Here is an 11,640-nt window from a genome sequence, read left to right as displayed (position 1 = left end):
TAAAATTATGTCAAATCAATTATAAATTACCAATTTTTATTTTATTTTTTGTTAAATTGACCAGCTTTTTAATTAATTCATCTTCAAGTCCTTTTTTAACTTCTATTTTAAATTTTACAACATCAAAATAGTTTTCATCGACAATTTTTCCGAAATTTTCAATAATTTGTTTAACTTTCTGTATTTCCGAGTAGTCAAATTCGGCTAAAACATGAACTTTTTCGAAAACCTCCAAAATTCCGCTTGAATTTACAACTTCGGTTGCAGTATCGCTGTATGCGTTCACAAGTCCACCGTATCCCAATTTAACTCCTCCAAAATATCTTGTAATAACAATAACTGTATTTTGAAGATTTTTTAGTTCTATAACTTTGTAGATTGGTTTTCCGGCACTCCCTTGCGGTTCACCATCATCATCGTATTTCATTGCAAAGTTATATTCAGTATCTATGCGATATGCAGAAACGTTATGTGTTGCATCGCTGTGAATGGATTTAATTTCATTTATAAACTCTTTTGCTTCAATTTCGCTTTTTACTGGTTTTCCATATCCGATAAAGAGAGAGCCTTTAAAAACCAGTTCAACTTTTGAAAAAGATTTAAGAGTTTTATAGAAATGTTCTTGCAAAAATACCACTCAAAATTAATTAAAATTCAAAATAAGGATTATAATATTAAATGTTTATTTTTTTAAATACTGTACCTTCTTTTGGATTATCCTCGATTTGGTAGCCCAATTCCTTTAATCCATCCCTTATTTTATCAGACATTTCGTAATTTTTTTGCAACCTTAAATCTGACCGCAGTTCAATTAAAAATTTAACAAATCCTTCATCATTTGATTCTGAGGATTCTTTAAAGTAATTTTCAAATAATCCAAATATTTCCCCAACAATTTTAAAGAAATCGAATGCTTTCAGAAGTAAACCTTCACTTGGGGTTTTTACCAAACTTAAATATTTATTAACTCCATTAGAAACTTCAAATACTGATTTTAATGCTTCAACAGTGTTAAAATCTGAATTCATTGCTTCATAAAAATTATGTTTCGAATTTTTTAAAATATCGTAGAGTAAAAATTCATTTTCGTTCCATATTCCAGACTTTTCAGATTTTTCAAGCGAAATTCTTATGTTTTCAATCACATTGTATATTTTTTCAAGATTATTTTTAACATGACTCATCGATTCAGCAGTATAATCAATTGGGCTTCTATAGTGCCTTTGAATAAAGAAAAACCTTAAAATTTCGGGATCGTACTCTTTTGAAATATCCTCGATAGTTATAAAGTTTCCTAATGATTTGCTCATTTTTTCTCCATTAACCATTACAAATCCGGTATGCAACCAGTAGTTAACCCAATCTTTTCCAGAATATGCAACACTCTGTGCAATTTCATTTTCGTGGTGTGGGAACGATAAATCCCGTCCGCCGCCGTGTATGTCAAACTGTTCTCCAAGATATTTTGAACTCATTGCAGAACATTCAATATGCCATCCTGGCCTCCCTTCTCCAAATGGACTTTCCCATTTAGGTTCTCCCGGTTTTGCAGTTTTCCAGAGTGCAAAGTCTTCAGGGTTTTTCTTTTCGTCCGAAGGTTCGATTCTAGCCCCCGAAATCAAATCTTCCAAATTAATATTGCTTAATTTTCCATAATTTTCGAATTTTTTAACTTCGAAATAAACGCCATTTTCAGTTTTGTATGCAAAACCTTTTTCAATCAATTTTTCAATAAAAGCTATGATTTCAGGGATGTGTTCAGTAACTTTTGGGTAGATATCTGCAGGTTTTACTTTTAATGTTGCCATATCGTTTAAAAATACATTTACAAAAGTTTCTGAAAGTTCTTTTGGATTTTTTCCTTTTTCCTGTGATCTTTTGATAATTTTATCATCAATATCTGTAAAATTTATGACGAGATTTACTGTATATCCGATATGTTCGAGGTACCTTCGAATGATATCAAATGAAACATATGTTCGCCCATGCCCCAAATGGGTATGATCGTAGACCGTTGGACCACAAACGTACATTTTTACCTCATTTTCATTTAGTGGTTTGAATTCTTCTTCTTTTCTTGTTAGTGTGTTGTAAACTTTTAGCATAATCATCCCATTATTCCATAGTTTCTATTTTTTCCTGCCAATTGGTGGATTCGTCTTTAAATATATCTTTAAATCCTTCTTTTTTAAGAATTCCGCGAGCTGCAAGTATTCCTGTTGCACAGGCATTCGTAATATCTCTCGAAAGGCCTGCACCATCTCCAGCAGCAAAAATATCGGAAACACTAGTTTCCAAATCACTATTTACTTTTGTTTTCATTGCATAGTACTTAATTTCCGGCGCATATAATAATGTATGGTCATCAGAAACTCCGGGAATTACTTTATCGAGTTTTTCAAGTCCTTCGATTATATTTGTAACAATTCGGTGCGGTAGTGCCATTGCGATGTCTCCGGGAGTAATCTGTTTCAATGTAGGATCAAAACTGCTTTTTTCAAGTCTCCCCCAGGTGCTGCGCCTTCCACGTTTTAAGTCACCCAATCGCTGTAAAATTGGTTTTCCACCACCGAGGGTTGTTGTAAGTTCTGCGATACTTTTTCCATAACTTGTTGTGTTTTCAACTGGCTCGGTAAGTTCGATTCTGGTTAAAAATGAAAAGTTCGTGTTTTCACTTTTTTTGTCAACCATCGAGTGTCCATTTACTCCAATTGTATCTCCATAATTTTCTTCAACTACAAAGCCGTACGGGTTTGTACAGAACGTTCTTACAAAATCATCATATGTATTCGTGTAAATATGAAATTTGGGGTCGTGATTTATTTCGGTAATCGATTCCATGATTATTGCTGGAACTTCGACCCTTACTCCAACATCGATTGGCCCGTGATTTGCTTTTAAACCGATTTTTTCAGAAATTTTTAAAAACCAGCCTGCATTCCCCCTTCCTGGAGCAACGATTATGTATTTGGTTTCAATCTGTTCTTCTTTTCCAGAATTATTTACAAATACTTTATTTTTTTTAAATTCCAAAACTTCAGTATTTAATAAAAAAGAAATCCCTCGATTTTGAAGGGTATTTTTGATATTATTAATCAGCTGTTTTGTATGGTCTGAACCGATATGTCTTTGAATAATTGGGATAAATCTAACTCCATTTTGTGCAGAACACCTTTGAAGGGATTTTATATTTTCAGAAGATCCTTTCGAAAGCTTTTTAGGGCCACCATGATCTAAAAAGATTTTATCGACTTCAAAAATAAGTTGCCATGCATAATTTTCATTATTGGTTATTTCAAATAAATTTCCGCCAATATCCGGCCTTAAATTCAGTGTTCCATCACTTAATCCGCCTGCACCGCCAACACCATGCAAAATTTGACACGGTTCGCATTTTATGCATTTTTTAAGTTTATCTGCAGCACAATATCTATCTAAAACATCTTTTCCCTTATCAATTACTAAAATCTTTAATGCATTATATTTCGATAATTCGTACGCTGCAAAAAGGCCTGCAGGACCTGCTCCAATGATAACAACGTCAAAATAATTCTCTAAATTTTCCATAAAACTACCTTTGAATTATTTTTCAAAAAGACAGTATAAATTTATTTTTTTTGAAAGTTTTATAATTTTTTAAAAGGATTTCGAATAGGAATATTTATATACTAAAAACAGTCAAAAATTAAGCTGGATTGGGCTGATAGCTCAGACTGGGAGAGTGCCGCATTGGCTATGCGGAAGCCGCGGGTTCAAATCCCGCTCAGTCCACCTAGTTTATTTTAAAATGGTTTAACCTTTCCAGTAGTCTCTTTTAAAAATTTCAGAATTATCTGCAAGTTCACTAGGGAACGGTTCGAAATATGTCTGTTTTTTTAAATAATCAACATTAAATCTAATAACCCATGATTTTAAAAGAATTATTGGTACACAAAGACAGTCCAGTTCATTATGGTATCTTTGAAGTGAATCGATGAACAGCGCTTTTTCATCTTTTGAAAGTTTATTGGATAAGTATCCAAAAATATGCATGAGAACATTAATATTTGATCCAATCGATGAAGGCCGTTTTAATAGTAATTCAAGATGTTTTTCGTAAATTTTTATAATTTTATCAAAATTTTTGTTATGATTTCCAACAGTATTTCCAAGGAAGTCGTTTTGTTTTTGATTGTATGCCATAAATAAGAATTTATTGTTTGTATGGAACTCCACCAGTTCTTTTATAGATTCTGACTCTTTAACTTCCTTAAAATCTTTTAGGGTATACAATTTGGTTAAAAAATGGTCCTTTATTCTTTTATTTCTAAGACGTGAATCTTCTTCAATTGTAATATGTGGATATCGATTTAAAACTTCTCTTGCAAAAAAACCCTCTGTTTTTTGGATTGTCGGGTTTCCTTTTGTAGTATAAACTTTAACGTTTTTTATTCCACAGGATGGAGATTTATGTTTTAATATTGCACCATCTATATTTTCAATAGAATCTAAAAAATCAGACGAAAATTGCGTAATTTTTGAAGTATACTTATTATTCGTAATATTTTGAATGAATTCAAATTTTCCATTTTCAAAAACAATTTTTAATGAATTTCTTGGAATTGAAAGTCCTATTTCAACTTCAGGGCATACTGAAACGTAGTTAAAATATTTTTTAGTACTTTTAACAAAATCGCTTGAAATCATTTGCCCATCGTATCTACATCGCCCGTGTTCGATGCATTTACTAATCAAAACATCCGGTTTTTTGAAATTTCTCATAATTTCCCCAAATTTCAAAAATTGGTAAAAATGGTTAAATTAAATTTAAATTACTTTCAAGGTTTCTTCTAATCCTATCTTTAATCCAGAGTGAAATTCTATCTCTATCAACGCTGTACATTTCCATTTTCGGAATAATAACTCTTGAAACATCGATTTCAGTTTTATTTAATTTAACAGTTATGATTTTATCAAAACCGTGCTGTTTTAGTGTACTTTTAACTGTTTCAATGTCTTTTTTAAGATTTAATTTTGCTTCATTCGGCATATCTTCAATGTTTATCTCATTTTTAAAACTATACCACTTTTTATGTGCTCTTTTCAGCCTGTCATAACTTATTCTTCTTACGACATCTCCCCGATTTGTATCTTCCCGTGCCCCGTGGATTTGTGTTGCTCTGCTCTGTGCAACTTCGGTTAATGCTCTCAAAACTGCAATTTCCGGGTGTAAATGGCATCCAACGCCCATACATAAAAGTGCAGGGTCTTTTAACACATCATCGTCTGAAATTGCCGCAATTGTTGGAATTCCAACTTCGCTTGTCAAATCTTTTAAGATGATGTTTACTTTCGCTTTTTTAAATTTTTCAAGGAGTTCAAAAATTAATGGATTTTTCGCATTTTCAACATTTAACTTTTTATACGTGTTTTTTGAAAGTTCTGAGATACTCCATGCATCCCTTTCGATTACCTCAAGCATTCCGTGAAAAACTGCTTCTTCTTCAGAGTTTCCAGATGCAAGACCATTGGTATTACTTCTAAATAATTTTTTTCCGTCATGCGGGTGAACAGCACTGTTTATTGGAACTTCAAAGGTTTTTCCGCTGATAATATCTTTCCCATATACCCATTCAATTCCATCAGTATCTATATATTCTGCACTTTTTCCATCCGGTAAAATTAAATCATCCAAGTTTACGGGGTTTTCTGGTGCTTTTGTAATTTCGAGTTTTGATTTTTCGTCAAATTCCGCAGAATACCTCTCAATTGCTTCCATCGTGGATGAAACTTTTGCTTGAATTTCAGTAGCACCTTTTCCAGCATATACGCTGATTGCACCCTCTTTTGCAGAAGGTCTAATCGATGAAAAAACAGGAATTCCAATTCTATCAAGTCCATCAATTCTCGCAGTTCTTGTAACACCGATTTCCTTTATTATCGGTTCTATTTTTTCAAAAGTTTCTTCAGGGGTGCAGATTCTATAAGCTGCAAGAGTATAGTTAATGTCATTTTCCATACTATCACTTTAATTTGATAAGATTAAATTGATTTAATTTCCTTTTTTAAAATTTTTACAACATCTTCTTTTGTTTTATCTGGTATAAGTACTGTTTTTTGTGATGACGTTGTTCCAGAATTTATAAATATTTCACTTTTAAAGATTCCCTTCAAAAATTTTACAATTGCCTTGTTTGCCTTGCCCTCGATTGGTTGTTCTCTAATTCTTATTTCTATTCTTTTACGCCATTCGTTAATTTTTCCAATTTCATTTTTTTTAGCGTTTGTAGTAACTTCGATATCAATTAAAATTCCTTTTTCTGATTCTTTGACTATTTCCTCAATCAAAATACCACCGTCTTAAATAATATTCGAATTCCTATTAAAAATACTAATGTATTATACTAGAGTATAATATATGATATCGATTACCAATAAATATATTATATATAAACCAAAGTATCCTAGAGGTGTTAAGGATGATGAAAGCTGAAGAGTTGAACAAAGGTTTTGTGAACGAAATCATTGAAGCTGGAACTCCGGTTCCTGGAGAAAAAGAAGTAGCTTCATTAAAATCATGCTACCAGTGCGGTACCTGTACAGGAAGCTGCCCAAGTGGTAGAAGAACTGCATACAGAACAAGAAAAGTAATAAGACAGGCATTACTCGGTATAGACAGTGTTTTAGACAGTGACGATATCTGGAAATGTACAACCTGCTACACTTGCTATGAACGATGCCCAAGAGATGTTAAAGTAACTGAGATTATTAAAACAATCAGAAACTTAGCAGCTAAAAAAGGAAACATGGCAACCCCCCACAAAATGACAGCAGTATATGTTTTAAAAGCTGGTCACGCAGTACCTGCAAACGAAGATACAGCAAAATTAAGAAAATCAATCGGTCTCGCTGAAAAAGCACCAATTGCACAATTCAGCCAAAAAGACATGGATGAAATCAGAACAATTGCTAAAAACTTAAAATTCGATGAATTAATCGGATTTGACTGGAAAACAATGGGTTTAAAACAATAATTTACGAATTTCATAATTTAAGATGGTGATATTGATGAAATACGCGTTTTTCCTTGGATGTATCATGCCAAACAGGTACGCTGGTGTTGAATCAGCTACAAGAACAGTAATGGAAAAATTAGGTGTGGAATTAGTTGACATGCCTGGTGCATCCTGCTGTCCAGCTCCGGGGGTATTTGGTTCATTCGACCAAAAGACCTGGTTAACATTAGCTGCAAGAAACTTAGTAATTGCTGAAGAAATGGGAACAGACATTGTTACAGTATGTAATGGATGCTACGGTTCATTATACGAAGCTGCACACATGTTACACGAAAACAAAGAAGCTTTAGCAATGGTAAACGAACAGCTCAAAGAAGTTGGAAAAGAGTACAAAGGAACTGTTAAAGTAAGACACTTCGCTGAATTAATCTACAACGACCTCGGTGTAGACAAAATCAGAGAAAATGTTGTAAAACCATTAAGTGTAAACATCGGAGTTCACTACGGATGCCACTTTTTAAAACCAACCTCAGCAAAAGGACTTGGTGGTGCTGAAAACCCAACAATGCTTGACGAACTCGTTGAAGCAACAGGTGCTAAATCAGTAGCATACAAAGACAAAATGATGTGCTGTGGTGCAGGTGGTGGTGTAAGGGCTAAAGAATTGGACCTTGCATTAAGTATGACTCAGGAAAAAATCGAAAACATGTTGGCAGTAGGCGCTGATGCTACAGTTAACGTATGTCCATTCTGCCAGTTACAATTCGACCGGGGACAAATCGAAATCAAAGAAAAATTAGGTAAAGAATACGGATTCCCTGTTGTACACTTATCACAACTTTTAGGTCTTGCAATGGGAATGGAACCAAAAGATGTAGCTTTAGATGTAAATTTCATTTCTCCAGAACCATTACTCCAAAAATTAGGATACTAAACTCTTTTTCTTTTTTTAAAAATTATAAAAATTTATAAAAACATGGGATTTTCATCTGAATCAGTCATTTTTGATGCATTTAAAAGAGTGTAGCTTATTTTATTTTTATCAATCGTTTTTATTATTTTTTCCGCCATTTTACCCGTAATTATCGCAATAACATCGCAACCCCTATTGCATGCAGAAACGATTCCTTCAGATACTGCAAATCTAATATCTGGATGAATTTCAAGTTTATTTACTATAACCGTTCCAACAGTTCCTGCAGTTGCAATTACTGCATCAGGATGTTCTTCAAGTGTATTTCTTACAATTTCATAGTCGACATTTCTAGATCCGCCCATAACTTCAGAAGGAATTTTTAACACGATAACTTTTCCGTTATGAACTTCGATATGCCCATGAATTTCATGTATCGCAACGTCGTCTCCAGAATTTCCTCCTAAAAATACCTTTGCAGTTGCGTCGGATTCGATATTTTTTGAAACATAAATTACTCCCTTTTTCATATATACTCCAACAGTGTCTCCCGGAGCTATATTTTCAGAAGCAATTGCTGGCCATACGTCTTTATAACGGTATAAATTTTGATTTACATCGTTTAAATAATTTTTAAAATCAGAAATCCATGTTTTTAGGAAAGCCATTCCTTTCTCAGTTATTAAATATTCCCCTCTTCCCTTATTTCTGATGTGTTCGTCTTTTATGAGATTTCGCATATGTTCTGAAACCCCTTGAACAGTTATGCCCAATATGTCTGCAATTTCTTTCTGTTTTATATGCGGCTGTCTCCTAACAACTTCTGAAAGTATTTGAAATTCGGTAATATTTCTTTTTTTCATAAATCCACCAAAACTCACTTATCAAATTAACTTTAATAATAATATGAAATCGGCTAGTATATATACTTTTTACGTTAATCTTAAAAAATTAACTTTAATTTTGAATCCGAAAACACAATTTTAAAAATAGTATAATTTAATATAGTAATATATGAAAACCTTAGTTTTAAATTAGATGTACTGAATTCAAAAAAGTCGAATATTTAACATTTAATTAAATAAAATAAAAGGGGTATGAATACATACACCTTTTAACCCACAAATTATAGATAGGCGTGCTAAATGCACAAAGAATAAACATGTAATAATGGTATATATGTTTTTTGTGAGCATATGGGCCTCCAAAACTCAATTGATTGATTATTTAGTCCTGATATGCAGTTGTATAAATATTTGTGAGACAATAATATCAATATAATGGTGATTTTTTATGACGATGGAAATATTGCTTGTAAATGATGATGGGATTTATTCAAATGGTCTTTTAGCACTTAAAAATGTAATAGGTGAAGAATTCGATGCAAATGTTACTGTTGTAGCACCCACTAATCAGCAGAGTGGTATCGGAAGAGCAATAAGTTTGTTTGAGCCACTCAGGATTACTAAAACAAAACTTGCCGACTGTTCTGAAGGCTACGCAGTATCGGGAACTCCAACCGACTGTGTTGTTTTAGGAATACATCAGGTTTTAAAGAAAGTTCCCGATTACGTAATTTCTGGAATAAATATCGGTGAAAATCTTGGAACCGAAATTACAACTTCAGGAACACTTGGTGCTGCATTTGAGGGTGCACATCATGGTGCAAAGGCACTTGCATGTTCGCTTCAGGTTACAATGGATCATTTAAAATTTAAAGAAGGCGAAAGCCCGATTGAATTTTTGACTACTGCCAGAATTGTCAAAAATGTATTTAAAAAGTTTTTAGGCGATGAATTTCCCTGTGATGTGGTAAATATAAATGTTCCAGATAATGCTACAGAAAATACGCCTGTAGAAATTACAAAACTTGCTAAACGTATGTATTCAATGCATGTTGAAGAAAGAATCGATCCAAGAAGTAGGAGTTATTACTGGCTCGATGGATATCCTGTAATGGATGAAGAAGATGGTACTGATGTATATGCAGTTCGAAATAAACGAAATGTATCAGTAACCCCACTTACTTTGGATAATACTGCTAAAAATCTAGATGAATTTAAAGAAAAATATGCTAAAAAGTTCTAGATTTAAATAGTTTAGATGCGAATAAGTTATTTACTTAATTTTTAATTTTGTTAATTTTTGGTCGTGAGATAGATGTGGAAAAAACTGGGCAATTTAAAGAAATTTTACGTAAAAACCAGCAAAAAAGGGACTAATAAGATGGCTTTACTTATTGATGGACCAAACATGTTAAGAAAAGAATTCAATGTTGATCTGGATAAAGTAAGGGATGCGTTAGAGCAGTTTGGCGATATTGTTGTTGGTAGAGTTTATTTAAACCAATACGCATCAGATAAATTAATTGAAGCCATTGCAAATCAGGGATTTGAGCCAAGAATCTCTGCAGGAGACGTTGATGTTGAGATGGCAGTTGACGGAACCGAATTGATATTCAATAAAAATCTAGATACACTTGTTTACATGACAAGGGATGCGGATTTTTTACCTGCAATCAGAAAAGCCAAAGAACGTGGAAAACAGATCATCGTTGTTGGTGCTGAACCAGGATTCAGTACTGCAATTCAAAATATTGCTGACCATGTAATTCGAGTAGAAGAGGACTTTGAGCTTGATAAAGAAAAATTAGAACAGAAAAAACGAGAAAGAGAACACAGTATTTCAGCTTCAGAAAGTGGGCCTGAAGAAAATACTGAAGTTCAGAAAAATTCAGAGCCTAAAAAAAGCAGCACTGATTCATTCAAAGATGGAATAAGCAACAGTATAAACTGGCTCAAAAAATAAATTAAACTTAAAAATAAATTCTTTTTTATTTGGTTATAAATCTGCAGGATTTCCTTTTTTCATAAATTTTGAAAATGCAATTGTTCCAATTGGGCCGCATACCAAGAGTAATAGTGCTACGGTTTCTACATATGCAATCGAGTATATTTCTGCCAATATTACTAAAAACGTAGCAATTATTACAGCCATTAGGCCTTCTCCAATAAGTACGTTTGAAGTTTCTTTTCTAAATGCTAATTTTAACGCAGAAAACGCACCAAACACTAATGAAATCATGGTGAAGTATAATACATATTCGTTCATAAAACCACCTGAATTACGCTGATAGGAATTTGTAGGCCCATATTACAAAGATAACTGCACCAATAAACATTGAGAACCAAACCCATATATTTACTAGGAAGAGTATCTTATAAATTTTTTCGCTTTTTTCCGGATCATTCATAAGCTTCTTTAATGGGTCTCTTCCATAATATTTTTTCTTTTTTAGCATATTATCACTAGTTAAGGCCTATTCTAAATAAGTACTGTGTCGTTGTCGGTAATTTTCTTCTAACTTCCCTTAATTCAGGTTTGTAGATATAAAGAATATTTTCTTCACTAAAAAGACTGACCTTTTTTCCTAAAATTTTTGATATCAATTTTACTTCTTCAATTCCTTCTATTTTTACAGTTCCAGAGTCATAACTTGAATCAACTTCCAATATTATTGGAAGTCTTATATCTCCAGATATACTTTCTTTTATGAACTCGAGTTCCTTTTTCTTAATTCTATGTCTTTGTCCGTTTACTATTAAATATGGTTTATCTTCTTTTAAAAGTTCGTTTAAGGTTTTTCTTTTAAAATTGGATTTTAAATTGTGCAGAAATTTATAAATTTCTTTATCCATTGTTTCACGTAAATTTTATTGAAAAGTTAAAAAA

Annotated in this window: 14 protein-coding genes and 1 tRNA gene; 5 read left to right on the top strand and 10 right to left on the bottom strand. The window is 32.7% G+C overall.

The features are described 5' to 3' along the window. Window positions 1-19 precede the first annotated feature (19 nt). Genes HNP90_RS04760 through HNP90_RS04750 form a run of 3 tightly spaced genes read right to left on the bottom strand, consistent with a single transcriptional unit; the run spans window position 20 to window position 3,567 of the window. The gene (locus HNP90_RS04760; protein ID WP_011976720.1) at window positions 20-637 is read right to left on the bottom strand and encodes an IMPACT family protein; all 618 of its coding nucleotides are present in this window, start codon (window positions 635-637) and stop codon (window positions 20-22) included. A gap of 37 nt (window positions 638-674) precedes the next feature. Beyond that, a complete protein-coding gene (gene cysS, locus HNP90_RS04755) occupies window positions 675-2,105 on the bottom strand; it encodes a cysteine--tRNA ligase (protein ID WP_011976719.1) in 1,431 nt (476 codons plus the stop codon). 10 nt (window positions 2,106-2,115) lie between these two features. Further along, window positions 2,116-3,567, bottom strand: coding sequence for an NAD(P)/FAD-dependent oxidoreductase (locus HNP90_RS04750; protein WP_011976718.1), 1,452 nt, complete (start codon window positions 3,565-3,567; stop codon window positions 2,116-2,118). A gap of 130 nt (window positions 3,568-3,697) precedes the next feature. Between HNP90_RS04750 and HNP90_RS04745 the strand changes: the two genes are divergently transcribed. Then, window positions 3,698-3,771 (top strand) — tRNA-Ala (locus tag HNP90_RS04745). Between the two features lie 21 nt (window positions 3,772-3,792). Here the strand turns inward: HNP90_RS04745 and HNP90_RS04740 are convergent. Genes HNP90_RS04740 through HNP90_RS04730 form a run of 3 tightly spaced genes read right to left on the bottom strand, consistent with a single transcriptional unit; the run spans window position 3,793 to window position 6,327 of the window. Next, a complete protein-coding gene (locus HNP90_RS04740; RefSeq protein ID WP_011976717.1) occupies window positions 3,793-4,761 on the bottom strand; it encodes a YbgA family protein in 969 nt (322 codons plus the stop codon). Window positions 4,762-4,795: 34 nt separating this feature from the next. Then, window positions 4,796-5,998 carry a YcaO-related McrA-glycine thioamidation protein gene (locus tag HNP90_RS04735; RefSeq protein WP_011976716.1) on the bottom strand — a complete coding sequence of 401 codons (1,203 nt, stop codon included), beginning with the start codon at window positions 5,996-5,998 and terminating at the stop codon, window positions 4,796-4,798. Window positions 5,999-6,021: 23 nt separating this feature from the next. After that, window positions 6,022-6,327 carry a DUF167 domain-containing protein gene (locus HNP90_RS04730; protein WP_011976715.1) on the bottom strand — a complete coding sequence of 102 codons (306 nt, stop codon included), beginning with the start codon at window positions 6,325-6,327 and terminating at the stop codon, window positions 6,022-6,024. Window positions 6,328-6,458: 131 nt separating this feature from the next. Here HNP90_RS04730 and hdrC point away from each other — a divergent pair, with 131 nt between their 5' ends. Beyond that, on the top strand, window positions 6,459-7,013 hold the full coding sequence (hdrC, locus tag HNP90_RS04725; RefSeq protein ID WP_011976714.1) for a CoB--CoM heterodisulfide reductase subunit C: 555 nt from the start codon (window positions 6,459-6,461) through the stop codon (window positions 7,011-7,013). A gap of 34 nt (window positions 7,014-7,047) precedes the next feature. Further along, entirely contained in the window at window positions 7,048-7,929 is an 882-nt protein-coding gene (gene hdrB, locus HNP90_RS04720; RefSeq protein WP_011976713.1) for a CoB--CoM heterodisulfide reductase subunit B, read from the top strand. Between the two features lie 32 nt (window positions 7,930-7,961). On the opposite strand, the gene HNP90_RS04715 is transcribed toward hdrB, so the two are convergent. Next, window positions 7,962-8,771 carry a DUF7839 domain-containing protein gene (locus tag HNP90_RS04715; RefSeq protein WP_011976712.1) on the bottom strand — a complete coding sequence of 270 codons (810 nt, stop codon included), beginning with the start codon at window positions 8,769-8,771 and terminating at the stop codon, window positions 7,962-7,964. A gap of 430 nt (window positions 8,772-9,201) precedes the next feature. On the opposite strand from HNP90_RS04715, the gene surE reads away from it, so the two are divergent. Both surE and HNP90_RS04705 read left to right on the top strand, forming a co-directional pair. Next, window positions 9,202-9,996 carry a 5'/3'-nucleotidase SurE gene (surE, locus tag HNP90_RS04710; RefSeq protein ID WP_011976711.1) on the top strand — a complete coding sequence of 265 codons (795 nt, stop codon included), beginning with the start codon at window positions 9,202-9,204 and terminating at the stop codon, window positions 9,994-9,996. Window positions 9,997-10,068: 72 nt separating this feature from the next. Next, window positions 10,069-10,716 carry a TIGR00288 family NYN domain-containing protein gene (locus tag HNP90_RS04705; RefSeq protein WP_011976710.1) on the top strand — a complete coding sequence of 216 codons (648 nt, stop codon included), beginning with the start codon at window positions 10,069-10,071 and terminating at the stop codon, window positions 10,714-10,716. 33 nt (window positions 10,717-10,749) lie between these two features. Here the strand turns inward: HNP90_RS04705 and HNP90_RS04700 are convergent, their stop codons facing one another. Genes HNP90_RS04700 through HNP90_RS04690 form a run of 3 tightly spaced genes read right to left on the bottom strand, consistent with a single transcriptional unit; the run spans window position 10,750 to window position 11,606 of the window. Then, window positions 10,750-11,019 (bottom strand): monovalent cation/H+ antiporter complex subunit F, encoded by a 270-nt coding sequence (locus tag HNP90_RS04700; protein ID WP_011976709.1) that lies wholly within the window; start codon window positions 11,017-11,019, stop codon window positions 10,750-10,752. Window positions 11,020-11,032: 13 nt separating this feature from the next. Then, window positions 11,033-11,209: a hypothetical protein gene (locus tag HNP90_RS04695; RefSeq protein WP_169929111.1), complete on the bottom strand. Its 177-nt coding sequence runs from the start codon at window positions 11,207-11,209 to the stop codon at window positions 11,033-11,035. 7 nt (window positions 11,210-11,216) lie between these two features. After that, window positions 11,217-11,606, bottom strand: a complete 390-nt coding sequence (locus tag HNP90_RS04690) for a DUF61 family protein (protein WP_011976708.1) — start codon at window positions 11,604-11,606, stop codon at window positions 11,217-11,219. Window positions 11,607-11,640: the final 34 nt, after the last annotated feature.

Origin of the sequence: Methanococcus maripaludis, assembly GCF_013760955.1 — an archaeon.
Taxonomy (GTDB): Archaea; AGJL01; Methanococci; order Methanococcales; family Methanococcaceae; genus Methanococcus; species Methanococcus maripaludis_A.
This window is presented reverse-complemented; position numbering and strand designations above follow the sequence as displayed.